The 14,299-nt window shown below is 64.8% G+C and carries 12 protein-coding genes; 5 read left to right on the forward strand and 7 right to left on the reverse strand.

Annotated features, from left to right (window positions below; genetic code table 11):
- Window positions 1-44 precede the first annotated feature (44 nt).
- Entirely contained in the window at window positions 45-947 is a 903-nt protein-coding gene (locus tag NKI08_RS10710; protein ID WP_352768967.1) for an EamA family transporter, read from the forward strand.
- Here the strand turns inward: NKI08_RS10710 and NKI08_RS10715 are convergent, their stop codons facing one another.
- Entirely contained in the window at window positions 948-1,847 is a 900-nt protein-coding gene (locus tag NKI08_RS10715) for a dienelactone hydrolase family protein (RefSeq protein WP_352768969.1), read from the reverse strand.
- A 275-nt stretch (window positions 1,848-2,122) separates the two neighbouring features.
- On the opposite strand from NKI08_RS10715, the gene NKI08_RS10720 reads away from it, so the two are divergent.
- Window positions 2,123-2,272, forward strand: a complete 150-nt coding sequence (locus tag NKI08_RS10720; protein WP_023676719.1) for a hypothetical protein — start codon at window positions 2,123-2,125, stop codon at window positions 2,270-2,272.
- A gap of 9 nt (window positions 2,273-2,281) precedes the next feature.
- A complete protein-coding gene (locus NKI08_RS10725; protein WP_352614313.1) occupies window positions 2,282-2,713 on the forward strand; it encodes a hypothetical protein in 432 nt (143 codons plus the stop codon).
- 10 nt (window positions 2,714-2,723) lie between these two features.
- On the opposite strand, the gene NKI08_RS10730 is transcribed toward NKI08_RS10725, so the two are convergent.
- Complete coding sequence (locus NKI08_RS10730; protein ID WP_352768972.1) at window positions 2,724-5,036, reverse strand: glucose/quinate/shikimate family membrane-bound PQQ-dependent dehydrogenase; 2,313 nt, start codon at window positions 5,034-5,036, stop codon at window positions 2,724-2,726.
- A 252-nt stretch (window positions 5,037-5,288) separates the two neighbouring features.
- Between NKI08_RS10730 and NKI08_RS10735 the strand changes: the two genes are divergently transcribed.
- Complete coding sequence (locus NKI08_RS10735) at window positions 5,289-8,012, forward strand: ATP-dependent helicase (protein WP_352768975.1); 2,724 nt, start codon at window positions 5,289-5,291, stop codon at window positions 8,010-8,012.
- A gap of 12 nt (window positions 8,013-8,024) precedes the next feature.
- Here NKI08_RS10735 and NKI08_RS10740 read toward each other — a convergent pair whose 3' ends face one another.
- From NKI08_RS10740 to NKI08_RS10760, 5 genes are all read right to left on the reverse strand, one after another.
- On the reverse strand, window positions 8,025-9,074 hold the full coding sequence (locus NKI08_RS10740) for an ABC transporter permease (RefSeq protein WP_352768977.1): 1,050 nt from the start codon (window positions 9,072-9,074) through the stop codon (window positions 8,025-8,027).
- Window positions 9,071-9,868 (reverse strand): ATP-binding cassette domain-containing protein, encoded by a 798-nt coding sequence (locus tag NKI08_RS10745; protein ID WP_352768980.1) that lies wholly within the window; start codon window positions 9,866-9,868, stop codon window positions 9,071-9,073. The genes NKI08_RS10740 and NKI08_RS10745 overlap by 4 nt, the downstream gene beginning before the upstream one ends.
- Before the next feature lie 86 nt (window positions 9,869-9,954).
- Window positions 9,955-10,968 carry a substrate-binding domain-containing protein gene (locus NKI08_RS10750; protein ID WP_023676725.1) on the reverse strand — a complete coding sequence of 338 codons (1,014 nt, stop codon included), beginning with the start codon at window positions 10,966-10,968 and terminating at the stop codon, window positions 9,955-9,957.
- A gap of 164 nt (window positions 10,969-11,132) precedes the next feature.
- Window positions 11,133-12,038 (reverse strand): sugar phosphate isomerase/epimerase family protein, encoded by a 906-nt coding sequence (locus tag NKI08_RS10755; protein ID WP_352768044.1) that lies wholly within the window; start codon window positions 12,036-12,038, stop codon window positions 11,133-11,135.
- The gene (locus tag NKI08_RS10760; protein WP_352768982.1) at window positions 12,038-13,072 is read right to left on the reverse strand and encodes a Gfo/Idh/MocA family protein; all 1,035 of its coding nucleotides are present in this window, start codon (window positions 13,070-13,072) and stop codon (window positions 12,038-12,040) included. Before NKI08_RS10760 ends, NKI08_RS10755 begins: the two co-directional genes overlap by 1 nt.
- A gap of 196 nt (window positions 13,073-13,268) precedes the next feature.
- Between NKI08_RS10760 and NKI08_RS10765 the strand changes: the two genes are divergently transcribed.
- On the forward strand, window positions 13,269-14,294 hold the full coding sequence (locus NKI08_RS10765) for a LacI family DNA-binding transcriptional regulator (RefSeq protein WP_352768984.1): 1,026 nt from the start codon (window positions 13,269-13,271) through the stop codon (window positions 14,292-14,294).
- Window positions 14,295-14,299 lie beyond the last annotated feature (5 nt).

Raw genomic sequence — 14,299 nt, forward strand, 5'->3', positions numbered from 1 at the left:
CATCATCCATATCAATGGCAAAAATCGCCTGCGATACTGATCCCATGCAAGATCGGACGCAAGCCCCAGCGGCAAGTCCGGCACTCGCCGGCCCCGCCTTTACCTTGGCAAACGCGGTCCCGCCGCATCTCTGGTTCGGCGTCAGCGCCGTGTTCCACTATCTCGGACCGGCCTTCGCGGTGCTGCTGTTCCCGCATGTCGGCGTGCTGGGCATGGCTTGGCTGCGCATCGCCACCGCGGCACTCGTCTTTGCCCCATTGACCCGGCCATGGGCGGTCTTCGCCCGCGCCGATCGCTCGACGCGGTTGTTGCTTGTGGCTTTCGGCGTCTGCCTTGGGGTGATGAATTGCTCGTTTTACCTGGCGCTCGACCGGCTGCCGATCTCGCTGGTGGCGGCGATCGAATTCGTCGGCACCATCGCCGTTGCGCTTGTTGGCCTCAAAAGCCCGCGCAATCTCGCCGCCCTCGCAATCGCTGTCGCCGGCACCCTGTTGCTGATCGACGTCAAATGGTCGAGCGATCCCGTCGGCCTGTTCTGGGCCTTCCTCAACGGCACGCTGTTCGTTAGCTACATCGTGCTCGGCCACCGCGTCGCGCGCGGCGGCGCCGGCGATGGCATCGCCGGGCTGGGTGCCGCCATGGCGGTCGCCCTTCTCGTCGTTCTTCCGATCGGTTTCGCCGATGCTCTGCCGGCTTTCTCGGCGCCGCCGCTGCTGTTTGCGGCGGTCGGCGTCGGCATCTGCTCGTCGGTTATTCCCTATATTTGCGACCAGCTTACCATGTCGCGGCTGCCGCGCTCCAGCTTCGCGCTGATGCTGTCTTTGCTGCCGGTCACCGCGACGTTGATCGGCATCATTGTGCTGCGGCAGGTGCCGAGCCTCACCGACTGCCTTGGCATCGCCCTGGTGGTGGCCGGCGTGGCGTTCCATAAGCCGGCGCCGGACTGATCAGGCCAGTTTCTCCTTGAGGAAGGCGATCGTCCTGCCCCAGGCGAGGTCAGCCGCCTTCTTGTCATAGCGGGCCGCCGACGTTTCGTTGTTGAAGGCATGGTTGGCGCCTTCATAAACATAGACCGAGTATTCGACATGGGCCGCGTCGAGTGCCTTCTTGAAGGCATCGATGCCGGCATTGGTGCGGGTGTCGAGCCCGGCATAATGCAGCATGAGCGCGGCCTTGATCTTCGGCACGTCCTCGGCCTGTGGCTGCATGCCGTAATAGGCGACGGCGGCGGCGAGGTCCGGCGCGTTGACGGCCAGCATGTTCACCGTGCCGCCGCCCCAGCAGAAGCCGACAGCGCCGACCTTGCCGTTGCCGTCCTTGTAGCCTTTGAGGTAGGCGACGGTTGCCACGGCATTGGCGGCGACCTGTGCTGGATCGAGCTGGGAAAACAAGTCACGTGCCCTGTTTTCATCGTCCGGCGTGCCGCCGAGCGGTGTCATGAAGTCCGGCGCAAGCGCCACGAACCCTTCCAGCGCCACGCGCCGCGCCACATCGCGAATATGCGGGTTGAGACCCCTGTTCTCGTGCACCACGATGACCGTGCCAAGCTTGCCGGTCTGCTCCGCCGGCCTGACCAGATAGCCCTTCATCTCGCCGGCGCTGCCGGGATAGCTGATGTCCTCGCCTTTCACACGCGGATCGTCTTCCGCCACGATTGCCGCCTGGGCCGAGTTCGCCGCCAGCAGCGGCGCGATCGCGGCAGCTGCCGCACCCGATCCGGCAAGCCTGGTCAATTGCTCCATGAAGCGCCGCCGGTCGAGCGTCAGGTGCGTGTATTCGTCATAGGCATCGATCATCGCCTGGGTAATGACAGGCTCGGCGGCGGTGGGTTCGGCAGGTGTTGTCATGGCGCGCTCCTCGTCGGCGCCCCCCGCGGCAACATAGAGCCGAAGCTTGCCTGGTCCAGTCACGGCTGAGTGAGGCTGCCATAAGTCCCTGCGCGAGGGCCGTGATGCCGCGCGCCGCACTGTCGTTAAATTTTGGTCATTTGTGGCAATGCTAAATGCACGCACCACAATGTAAAAAGAAGTTACCGGGCTATGCCTCACTCGGGCCATTTGGCGAACGACAATGGCCATTTGGCGGGAAAAGAATGCCTGATTGACGACGAAGGAACACGCCCATGACCTTTCCCTCCCCGCTTCTGGCAAGTGGGTTCGCCCTCGCCGCTATGGCTTTGCTGGCGCTGCGGTTCACTGCCTTCACCGCCTTCAAACGATCGTTGATCAAGATCCGCGCCAACCGGCACCCGCCCGCAAACACCAAAGCCTGAGGAAAGGTCATGGACGTTCAGGACATCATCAACACCGTCTCCCAGAAATCCGGTCTCAACCAGGCTTTGACGGAAAAGGTCGCCGGCACGATTTTCTCGGTGCTCGAACACGAGGCGGAAGGCACGACTCTGTCCAGCTTCTTTGCCAAAATCCCGGGAGCCGACGCCCTGGCCAAGCAATATGATGTCATGGCTCCCGGCGCGGCTTCCGGTGGTGGCCTCCTGTCCTCGCTGGAGGGCGCGCTCGGCGGCGCTCTCGGCGAAAAGACCGGCGCGCTGATCAACGGCGTCGCCATACTCAAGGCATCAGGCCTCACGCTCGCACAGATCAGCCAGGCCGGCACGATGCTGGTCCAGCAGGCCGAGACAGCCGCCGGCCCGCAGCTGACCAGTGAGGTACTTGCATCGGTACCCGACCTGAAAGGGCATCTCGGGCTCTGAAGGAACTTCTCTATTTCGGCAGCGTATAGGCCATCACATAGTCGCCCGGCTTGGTACCGACCGAGCCGTGGCCGCCGGCAACGATGACGACCAACTGGCGTCCGTCGGCTACCGTGTAGGTCATCGGTGTCGACTGCCCGCCGGCCGGCAGCCGCGCCTGCCAGAGCTGTTTGCCGGTCGTCAGGTCATAGGCGCGCACATAGTCGTCGACCGCCGCACCGAGGAAGGCGACGCCGCCGGCAGTGATCATCGGCCCGCCAATGCCGGGCACGCCGACCTTGAATGGCAGCGGCAGCGGCGTCATGTCGTAGACGGTGCCGTTGCGATGCTTGTAGACGATCTTGCCGGTCCGAAGGTCGGCACCCGCCACATAGCCCCAGGGCGGCGCCTGGCAGGGAATGCCGAGCGGCGACAGGAACGGCTTCAATATTACTGCGTAAGGCGCACCGTCATTGCGGTTCAGGCCCTGTTCGCTGCCCTTGGTGTCACCGGGCGGCGGCACGTCGGCGCGCGGCACCAGCTTGGAGATGAACGCCAGGTATGTCGGCATGCCGAACATCACCTGCCGGACCGGATCGACTGCCACGCCGCCCCAGTTGAAGGTGCCGAAATTGCCGGGGTAGATCAGCGAGCCCTGCAGCGACGGCGGCGTGTAGCGGCCCTCATAGCGCAACTTCCGGAGCTCGATCCGGCAGGCCAGCTGGTCGAACATGGTAATGCCCCACATGTCGGCACCGGTCAGCGGTTTCGGACTGAAGCTGAGATCCGAGACCGGCTGCGTCGGCGAGGTATGGTCGCCCTCGATGGCGCCGCCCGGTGCCGGCACTTCCTTGACCGGAACGATCGGCTCGCCGCTGCGCCGGTCGAGCACATAGAGGTCGCCCTGCTTGGTCGGCCCGACCAGCGCCGGCACCACGCCACTTTCCGTGGTGATGTCGACCAGCGTCGGCTGCGCCGGCACGTCCATGTCCCAGAGATCGTGGTGCACGGTCTGCCGCACCCAGCGCAATTGTCCGCTGTTGAGATCGAGCGCGGTGATCGACGAGGAGAATTTCTCGTCATTGGCGCTGCGCCCAGCGCCGAGCTGGTCCGGCGTCTTGTTGCCGAGCGGCACATATAGCAGCCCGAGCTTCTCGTCGACGCTCGCCGTCGACCACATGTTGGGTGAGTTGTTGGTGTAGGTCTGGTCCGGCGGCAGCGGCATCGTCTGGTCGGGATTGCCCGAATCCCAATTCCACAACAGCGCGCCGGTGTCGGCATCGTAGGCACGGATGACCCCGGACGGCTCCTGCGTCGAATAATTGTCGTTGACCGCGCCGCCGACGATGATCTTGTTGGCGACGATCAGCGGCGCCGAGGTCGAATAATAATAGCCCGGCTTCGGATATGGCATGTTGGCGAGCAGGTTCAGCGTGCCGCCTTCGGCGAAAGTCGGGCAGACCTGGCCATTCGCCGCATCGAGCGCGATCAGCCGGGCGTCGGATGTCGGCAGGTAGATGCGTGTGGCGCAGGGCTGGCCGGCGGCGACCTTGGCATCGGCATAATAGGCCACGCCGCGGCAGGTCTGGTGCTGGCGGTCCTTGTTGAGCTTGACCTGCGGATCGAAGCGCCATTTCTCCTTACCGCTCGCGGCATCGATGGCGATGGCGAAATTATGCGGCGTGCAGATGTAGAGCGTGTCGGCAATCTTCAGCGGCGTCACCTGATAGGTCGTCTCGCCGATGTCGTCGGGCCCTTTCACGTCGCCGGTGCGATAGGTCCAGGCCGGCTGCAGATTGGCAACGTTTTCGGCGGTGATCTGGTCGAGCGGCGAATAGCGCTGGCCGTATTGCGTGCGACCGTAATAGTGCCATTCGCCAGCCGGCACGTTGCCGCCAAGATCGGCCGTCGGCGTCACCTTGTCGGTGTTGAGTTCACCCGTAATATCCTTTGGATCGGTCGTCATCGAATAACCGGCGACGGCAAGCGATGCCAGTACGGCGAGGATAAGCGGTGCGCGTCCGTCGGGACCGGTAAGCCCGCGCCGCGCCCATGGCGTCAACAGCCATAGCGCGACAAGCACGATGATGCCGCCGCGCGGGCCGAGCTCCCACCAGTCGAAGCCGATCTCCCAGACCGCCCAGGCGAGCGTGCCGAGCACGATCGCCGCGTAGAGCCACAGCGCCGTGGATCTGCGCCTGTAGAGCAGCCAGGCCGCGACAAGGAAAGCTAGACCGACGATGACGTAGTACCAGCTGCCGCCCAGCGTCACGAGCCAGATGCCGCCGCCGCCAATCGCCAGGCCGATGAGGAAAAGGATCAGGGAGGTGATGACCACAGCCAAGACGGTGCTCCTTCGACTGGTGCGCTCCGCGACGCGTCCATGGGCAACCCCGCATTGCGTTCCTGCCCCCACGCAACTTTCTCCGGCCCGCTTCCACTGTCAAGCAAGCTCGGCGTTTTACGGTGCCGGCCCATCGCAAGCCCGGCGTTTTGGTTAGCGGACCCATTCAGATTGTGAGTCCACCGACTGGACACAGAACAAAACGGAGACACTTCTGGCCTTTCGCTGCCGAATCACTACATTCGGGGGGAGATGTCCGGCTTTTCGGAAGACATGCCCTTTTTTGACGAACCGAACGCGCGGCCCGCGGCCCCGTCGGGCATTGCCGCGCGCGCCATGGCTGCCCGCAGCGGCCACAACAATGCGCCCGACTATCTCAAGGGGTTGAACCCCGAGCAGCGGCTGGCGGTTGAGACCACCGAAGGCCCGGTTCTGGTGTTGGCCGGCGCCGGCACCGGCAAGACGCGCGTCCTGACCACCCGCATCGCCCACATCCTTGCCACCGGCAAGGCTTTCCCCTCGCAGATCCTCGCCGTCACCTTCACCAACAAGGCGGCGCGCGAGATGAAGCAGCGCATCGGCCTGTTGATCGGCGAAGGCAATGTCGAGGGCATGCCGTGGCTCGGCACCTTCCACTCGATTGGAGTGAAGCTGCTGCGCAGACATGCCGAGCTGGCCGGGCTCAAATCCGACTTCACCATTCTCGACACCGACGACGTGGTGCGCCTGATCAAGCAGCTTATCCAGGCCGAAGGGCTGGACGACAAGCGCTGGCCGGCCAAGCAGTTCGCCCAGATGATCGACGGCTGGAAGAACAAGGGCCTCGGTCCTGCCGACATCCCCGAGGGCGATGCCCGTGCCTTCGCCAACGGCAAGGGCCGCGAGCTCTACAAGGCCTATCAGGAGCGGCTGAAAACGCTGAACGCTTGCGACTTCGGCGATCTCCTGTGCCATCCGATCCGCATCTTCCGCGCCAATCCGGACGTGCTGAAGGAATACCACAAGCGCTTCCGCTACATCCTCGTCGACGAATATCAGGACACCAACACCGCCCAGTACATGTGGCTGCGGCTCTTGGCGCAGCGGCCGCAATCCTCCCCCCTTGAGGGGGAGGTGCCCGCGAAGCGGGCGGAGGGGGTTGCCGCAGAAGGCACCGCTAGAGCGTCGAGCACTGCCGCCGGTAGGTCAAGCACTGCCGCACGGACCCCACCCGACCGGGCTTCGCCCGGCCACCCTCCCCTCAAGGGGGAGGGAAGCCCGCGCCTGTCCACCGTAAATATCTGCTGCGTCGGCGACGACGACCAGTCGATCTATGGCTGGCGCGGCGCCGAGGTCGACAACATCCTGCGCTTCGACAAGGATTTTCCCGGCGCCACCATCATCCGGCTGGAGCGCAACTATCGCTCGACCGCGCACATCCTCGGCACCGCCTCCCACCTCATCGCCCACAATGAGGGCCGCTTCGGCAAGACGCTGTTCACCGAAAAGATCGCCGAGGACGACGAGAAGGTGCATGTCCACGCCGCCTGGGATTCCGAAGAGGAGGCCCGCGCCGTCGGCGAGACCATCGAGGCTTATCAGCGCCAGAAGCACAATCTCAACGACATGGCGATCCTCGTCCGCGCGTCCTTCCAGATGCGCGAATTCGAGGACCGCTTCGTCACGCTCGGCCTCAACTACCGCGTCATCGGCGGCCCGCGCTTCTACGAGCGCCTCGAAATCCGCGATGCGTTGGCCTTCTTCCGCGTCGTCGCACAAGGCGCCGACGACCTCGCCTTCGAGCGCATCGTCAACGTGCCGAAGCGCGGCTTGGGCGAGGCCACCATCCGCCAGATCCACGACACCGCACGGACGCTGCGCATCCCGATGCTGGAGGCGGCGGCAAAACTCGCCGAGAGCGACGAGCTGAAGCCGAAGCCACGCGCCGCACTTCGTGAGGTCGCGGCCAATTTTGAGCGCTGGCAGAAGGCGCTGGAAACCACCCCGCACACCGAGCTCGCCGAGACCATTCTGGAGGAGAGCGGCTACACCGATATGTGGAAGAACGACCGCTCGGTCGAAGCACCGGGACGGTTGGAAAACCTGAAGGAACTGATCCGCTCCATGGAGGAGTATGAATCGCTGCGCTCCTTCCTCGAACATGTAGCACTCGTCATGGACGCCGAGCAGAATGCCGAGCTCGACGCGGTCAACATCATGACGCTGCATTCGGCCAAGGGCCTCGAATTCGAAACCGTGTTCCTGCCCGGCTGGGAAGAAGGGCTGTTCCCGCACCAGCGTTCCCTCGACGAGGGCGGCCGCTCAGGGCTGGAGGAGGAACGCCGCCTCGCCTATGTCGGGCTGACCCGCGCCAAGAAGAACCTGCACATCTGGTTCGTCTCCAACCGCCGCATCCACGGCCTCTGGCAATCGACCATCTCGTCACGCTTCATCGACGAGCTGCCGGAAGCCCATGTCGAAGTTTCCGAGAGCGGCAACTCCTACGGCGGCTACGGCAATGCCTATGGCGGCGGCTCGTTCGCCTCCGGTCGTGGAGGCCAAGGTGCAGGCAGGCAGAACCCCTATGGAGCATCGCGCTTCGACAACATCGGCGGCAATAACGGTGCTGAAAAATCCGGCGCTTTCTCCAGCACCTATGCGACGCCGGGCTGGCAGCGCGCTCAGGCCAACCGCACCGAGGCGACCGACCGCAATTGGGGCACCCGCTCCGGCCACCAGGTCGAGCGCATCGGCTATGGCGAAACCGACTCCGGCTACGGCGCCGGCCGCACCTCGGTCAAGGGCCGCACCATCGACGGCGAGCTGGTCGCCAAATCCGTCGCCGACACGCCGTCCCCCTTCAGCGTCGGCGACCGCGTCTTCCACCAGAAATTCGGCAACGGCAACATCTCGGCCATCGAAGGCAACAAGCTGACCATCGACTTCGACAAGGCCGGCCAGAAACGCGTGCTGGACGGGTTTGTCACCGGGGTGTGAGGCCGCCGGGCGCTAGCGATACCGCGCCTGGTTCCACTTATGGCCAAGCAGCGACAGGATGATGATCAGCCCGTTGAAGAACTGGACATAGAAGCCGCTCAGGCCTGCCGCGACGACGCCGGTCTGGATGAACGAGACCGTGACCGCGCCGATCGCGCCGCCGACCACGGTGCCGATGCCACCCCAGGTCGGGGTGCCGCCGACGAACACCGATGCCAGCACCGGCAGCAGGTATCCGTCCCCCGCCGTCGGCCACCAGGTGAAGTTGATCATCACCGAAAACGTGCCGGCGATCGCAGCCCCGATGCCGACGAAGACGAACACTTTCACCTGCACGCGCTTGACGTCGATACCCATCTGCTGGGCGCTGTCGGGATTGTCGCCGACCACCTTGACCTGCGCGCCGAAGCGATGGCGGTTGTAAAGCAGCGCCGACAGCACGACGAACGCGATGGCCCAGAAGATCTGCACCGGAATGCCATAAAGCTGGCTGGAGAAGATCTTGTAGGCCCAGCTGTCGGCAAGACCGGTCAGTGCCGTCGACCTGCCCTCGTTGATGATCTGGATCAGGCCGCGCAGCAGGAAATTCATGCCGAGCGTGGCGATCAGCGACGACAACCCGCCATAGACGACCAGGGAGCCGACCAGGAAGCCGAGCAGCATGCCGGTGACCATTGCGGCGGCGATGCCGAGGAACGGGTCGTAGCCGGCCTGCACGACCAGCGCAAACACCCAGGAGGCAAAGCCCATGGTCGCCGGAAACGACAGGTCGATCTCGCCGCAAGTGACGACGAAGACCAGCGGCACCACCACGAACAGCGCCACCGGCAGCGTGGTCAGCACGGAGCTGTAGAGATACCAGGTGGTGAACACGATCGGGTTGGCGATCATGAACACCGCCATCATGACGATGAACACGGCAAGCGTGCCGAGCGCGGCGCGGTTGTCGAGGATGAACCCGCGCAGCCAGTTGTCGGACGGGTGTCTCCACTCTTTCCCGGCGGTTTCGCCGTGCCTGCCGCCGAGGGGGCTCTGCAGATCGGGTTCCATGGTCTTGCTCATCGTGCCGCCCTCCCCGCATCGCCCGCGTCGTGCAACCCCGGCAATCCGCTGGGGTGGGCGACGTCTTCCATGAAATTGATCAGGTCTTCGGCCGATTTGACCTCGCTGCGGTCGGCGCTGAGCGCGACCTTGCCGCGATCCAGCACCACGAAGCGATCGGCGATATCGAAGACGTGGTGGATGTTGTGGCCGATGAACAGGATCGAGCGCCCGCTCGCTCGCACTTGGCGCACGAAGTGGAAGACCTTGGCGGTCTCGGTCAGCGATAGCGCGGTCGTCGGTTCGTCGAGGACTATCAGCTCCGCCTTCTTATAGATGGCCCGCGCGATCGCCACGCCCTGGCGTTCGCCGCCCGAGAGCTGGCCGACGATCGACTGTGGCGTGAACACTTTCGAGGTGAAGCCGATCTCGCGCATCAGCCGGCTCGCCTCCGCGATCTCCTTGTTGACCTTCAGCCAGCCAAGCCAGCCGGTGAGCTCGCGGCCCATGAAGATGTTGCGCACGATCGTCTGCTGCACGGCGAGCGCCCGGTCCTGGAACACCGTTTCGATGCCGGCGTCGCGCGAGCGCGCAGGGCTCCATCCGGTCACCGGCTTGCCGCGGACGAGAATCTCGCCGCTGGTCGGTTTGACCACGCCGGACAGGATCTTGATCAGCGTCGACTTGCCGGCGCCATTGTCGCCGATCAGGCCGACCACCTCGCCGCGGTCGACGCTGAGATTGACCCCGCCCAGCGCATACACCTGGCCGTAGGACTTGCTGATGTCGCGCAGTTCGATGATGCGTTCGGCCATGGCGATCCTCGCTTGATTGTCGCGTGCCGGCCTTTTCGCCGGCGGTCCCGCCGGCCGGGCTCGATCCCGGCCGGCGGCTTGGGAGGTCAGCGCAGCGCCTGCTTGGCGAGCTCGGCGACGATCTCGTAATTCTGCGGCGTGACGAAGCCGGCGCCGGTATCGACATTCATCGGTGCGAGACCCAGCACAACCTGCTGGCAGAGGCTGAGGATCGGCAGATAGCCCTGCAGGAACGGCTGCTGGTCGGCCGTCAGCTGCACCCAGCCGCCCTTGAAGCCCTCTACGATCTGCGGGCTGGTGTCGAAGCCGAAGTTGAAGATATCGCCCGGCTTCCTGCCCGCCGCCTGCATGTAAGTCGGGACGTTGCCCAGCATCTGTCCGCCGGGATAGCCAACCGCCTTGACGTCGGGATTGTTGAGCAGTGCCGCGGTGATCACCGGAAGGGCCAGATTGGGGTCGGAAGCCCATTCGCCGCTCGGTGGCGAGGAGAGCTGTATGACCTCGACACCCGCTTCCTTGAGGGCAGCGACAGTGCCGCGTTCGCGCGCGCCGCGGCTCTCGTTCTCGAACGGGCCGATCATGATTGCCTTGTCGCCGGCCTTGAGCCCGGCCAGCTTGACCGCCTCGGCGCCAAGCGCACGGCCCTGCTGCTCCTGCTGGGCACCGACATAGCCGCCGCCGAACGCCGCCGTGACCGTCGGCACCGGCACGTTCTGGTACATCATCTTGATGCCGTCCTTGTGCGCCTGTTCGGCCAGCGGCATGATCGCGGCGTCGCCGGGGTGGCCCATCATGGCGATGCCTTGGGGCTTGACCGCGACAGCCTCGCGCAATTGCTGCACCATCTTCTCGACATCCCACTGCGAAAAGATGTAGTCGACCTTCGGCCCGAGATCGGCCGCCGCCTGCTTGGCACCATTATAGACGATCGTGCCGAAGGCATCGCCCTCGGCGCCGCCGACGAAGAAACGGATATGGACATCCTTGCACCACTGGGCATCGAGCGCCTGCGCCGGCAAGGTCGAGAGTGCGGCGGCGAGCGCCATCGCGGCCGCCGCGACGGTCGAGCGCAGAACTGTCCTTCTCATCGTAATGCTCATGCACTTATCCTCCCTTTGTTCCCTCGCTAGCCGAGGGGTTTTGACGATCGCTTCGGCATTGCGCCGCAATCTTTCGCTGGCCGGCACCTCCCGCCGGCTTGTCCTGTTTTATGGATGCCGTTATCGCAAAACCGCTGGGCACTTTTGCGCGACATGCATTAGCCTCACACCGGGTTCGGCAGGTAGCTCGCGCCTCCCCGGCATTGTTGGAGATAATCCAGCGCACGCGCCTGGCCGGTGATCTCGAGATCGCCGCGATAGACCGGGTCGTGCCAGCCCTCGATGTCGATGGCGCCCTTGTAGCCGACCAGCCGCAGCTCGCTGATCACCCGCGTCCAGTCGCTGTCGCCGAAGCCAGGGGTGCGCATCTGCACGAACGGCAGGCGGCCGAACACGCCATGTTCGCGGATCACGTCCCAGCGCACCGTCGCGTCCTTGCCGTGGACGTGGAAGATACGCTGCGCCCATTTGCGGATCTGCGGGATCGGATCGATCAGATAGACCAGCTGGTGGCAGGGCTCCCACTCCAGGCCGAGATTGTCGTTTGGCAATTCGTTGAATATCAGCTCCCAGGCGTCCGGATTGTGGGCGATGTTCCAGTCGCCGCTGGCCCAGTTGCCGTCCATGGCGCAGTTCTCGAAGGCGATGCGCACGCCCTTGTCGGCGGCCCGCTTTGCCAGCTTCCCCCAGACCTCGCGGAAGCGCGGCAGGCTGTCGGGCAGCGGCTTGCCGCGGATGCGGCCGGTGAAGCCGCTGACCACATTCGTGCCGAACAGATGCGCGTTGTCGATGATCGTTTCCCACGCCTCGAGCACGCCGCGATCGATCTCGCCGCTCTCCAGCGGATTGCCGAACACGCCGATCGACGAGACGATGACATCGGCATCGCCGATCGCCTCGCGGATCTCGCCCGCCAGCCGCGGAATGTCCTTGCCGCCCAGCGTCTGCCAGAAGAACGGCTGGATGCTCTCGAAGCCGAGCGGCAGAATCTGCCTGACATAGGCGGCCGGGTCGTCCAGATTGGCGCGCACCATGGTGCCGATCCTGATGTCGAGCAGCGGGTTTGGCATCATGATCCTTCCTGTTGAGCGATGGCGACCCGGCGCCCGGTTTCGGCGCTCTCGATCGCAGCGAAAACCATGGCCAGGCTCTTGATGTTGTCAGCGCCGCGCGTCTCCGGCTCGGTGCCGGTTTCGACGGCGCGGACGAAATCCTGGATGATGCCGAGATGGCCGCCGACGCGATCTGCCGGGTCGAGCGGCGGCACGGCTATCGGTTCGGTGCGGTCGAACAGGCCTTCACGGACCGGCCGCACGACTTCCGCCTTCAATCCGTCCGCGCCGTCCCAGACAATGCTGCCGCGCTCGGCGACGATCCGCCATGTACTGTCCCAGCTTGTACGGAAGCCGGCCGCGCACCAGCTGCCGGCATAGGTGAACAGCTTGCCGCCGCCGAGGTCGAAGCTTGCGGTTGCCGACGACCCTTGCCGATACCAGGAGTTGGCCGGCTCCCACTCCTGGCAATAGACGCCGGCCGGTTCGCCGGCCACCATGTAGCGGGCTGCATCGAATGTGTGGATCGCCATATCGAGCAGCAGCACATGGCGCATCTCTTCGCGAAAACCGCCGAAATGCGGCGCAACGAAGAAATCGGCGTGGATGCTGGTTGGCGCACCAATGGCGCCGGAATCGAGAAAGCGCCGGATGCGCCTGACATTGGCGACATAGCGGCGGTTCTGCACGACGGCATGGATGCGGCCGGCGCTGCGGGCCGCCTCGACAATGGCACGCGCATTGTCCGGGCTGTCGGCCAGCGGCTTTTCGGTCAAGAGATGGCAATGGTGGGCAAAGGCGGAAAGCGCGACCTCGCGGCGGGCGGCGGGAACCACGACGTCGAATACCGCGTCGGGCCTGGTCTGGTCGAGCACGGCGTCGAGCTCAGTTCCGATGACGGCGCCGGAAAGCTCGTATTCGCGCGCCCTTGCCCGCGCCCTTTCGGCGTCGAGATCAACCAGGCCGACAATGGCGAGCCCGTCGATCTGCTTGGCCGCATCGAGCCAGGCCTTGCTCATCGCGCCGCAGCCGACCAGGACGACATTGATCATCCAGCACTCCTCCCTCTCGGCCCCTCCAGACCGATCGTCACGGCGTTCACGGCAGGGCCGCAAACGTTTCTTCCGTAAACGTTTACGAGAACACACCCGATGGCGTAGAATGTCAATTGGCCGATAGCGAAAAACGTGATGCCGGCTTGGCCTGAAGAGCGGCCGGTGCTAGCCAAGCAAGGGGGAGAACTGTCCTTTGGCGTCCAGTATTCACGACCTTGCGCGTCACCTGAATATTTCCATCGGCACGGTGTCGCGCGCGCTCAACGGCCGCGCCGACGTCAATGCCGACACACGCCAGCGCGTGCTCGATGCGGCCAAGAAGCTGAACTATTCACCGAACCAGTCCGGCCGCAGCCTGCGGCGCGGCGCCACCCATTCGATCGCCTTCATGCTGCAGCCGCATCCGGGCGACCAGGAATATGGCGAGCCGTTCTTCATTCCGTTCCTGACCGGGTTGCAGGCCAAGCTCGCCGAAAGCGGCCTTGACCTGATCGTAGTGATGGGCGCGCCGGGCGACTATCAGCAGGAGCGCCTGCGCCGTGTCGTCGAGACGCGGCGGGCCGATGCGGTGGTGCTGGCCTGGACGCGGCGCGAGGACGAGCGCATCGACTATCTGACCCAGGCCGGTTTCCCGTTCGCGACGCTCGGCCGCAGCCGCTCCGGCGGCGATGCCTATCCCTCGCTCGACCTCGATTTCGAAAAAGCCGGGGCTGACGCGGTCGATCGTCTCGTCGCGCGCGGTCATCGCCGCATCGCCGCCATCCGCCCGTCGCTCGACCTCAATTTTGGCTATCTGTTCCTCGCCGGCTATCGCAAGGCGTTGCGGCGGCACGGCATCGAATTCGACCCCGAGTTGATCGCCGACGGCTTCATCAACGAGGCCGGCGGCTACGCGGTGACGCCGAAGGTCATGCGCTCCAAGGACCCGCCGACGGCCATCATCTTCAACAACGACGCGATGGCGCTTGGCGGCTGCAAGGCTTTGGCAGAGGCGGGCATCAAGCCCGGCCACGACATCGCGGTGATCGTCATCGTCGACACCCCGCTCTGCCGCTATTTTTCCCCGGCGCTGACCGGCTTCCGCCCGGCGCTTGAGCCGATGGGCGAGCGGTTGGCCGAAATGCTGCTGGCATCGATCCCGGCTTACGCCGGCGCCGAAGGCGCACGCATCATCCGTGAAGTCTGGCCGCTGGAACTGATCGCGCGCGACAGCGATTGAATCGC

This window comes from Mesorhizobium sp. M0768 (assembly GCF_040320195.1).
GTDB lineage: Bacteria > Pseudomonadota > Alphaproteobacteria > Rhizobiales > Rhizobiaceae > Mesorhizobium.

Bases quoted from the DNA above. Each gene is read 5' to 3' on its own strand.
- NKI08_RS10715 (WP_352768969.1), bottom strand. From the start codon at position 1,847: ATGACAACACCTGCCGAACCCACCGCCGCCGAGCCTGTCATTACCCAG.
- NKI08_RS10745 (WP_352768980.1), bottom strand. From the start codon at position 9,868: ATGGCCGAACGCATCATCGAACTGCGCGACATCAGCAAGTCCTACGGC.
- NKI08_RS10720 (WP_023676719.1), top strand. From the start codon at position 2,123: ATGACCTTTCCCTCCCCGCTTCTGGCAAGTGGGTTCGCCCTCGCCGCT.
- NKI08_RS10755 (WP_352768044.1), bottom strand. From the start codon at position 12,038: ATGCCAAACCCGCTGCTCGACATCAGGATCGGCACCATGGTGCGCGCC.
- NKI08_RS10760 (WP_352768982.1), bottom strand. From the start codon at position 13,072: ATGATCAATGTCGTCCTGGTCGGCTGCGGCGCGATGAGCAAGGCCTGG.
- NKI08_RS10740 (WP_352768977.1), bottom strand. From the start codon at position 9,074: ATGAGCAAGACCATGGAACCCGATCTGCAGAGCCCCCTCGGCGGCAGG.
- NKI08_RS10725 (WP_352614313.1), top strand. From the start codon at position 2,282: ATGGACGTTCAGGACATCATCAACACCGTCTCCCAGAAATCCGGTCTC.
- NKI08_RS10750 (WP_023676725.1), bottom strand. From the start codon at position 10,968: ATGAGCATTACGATGAGAAGGACAGTTCTGCGCTCGACCGTCGCGGCG.
- NKI08_RS10735 (WP_352768975.1), top strand. From the start codon at position 5,289: ATGTCCGGCTTTTCGGAAGACATGCCCTTTTTTGACGAACCGAACGCG.
- NKI08_RS10710 (WP_352768967.1), top strand. From the start codon at position 45: ATGCAAGATCGGACGCAAGCCCCAGCGGCAAGTCCGGCACTCGCCGGC.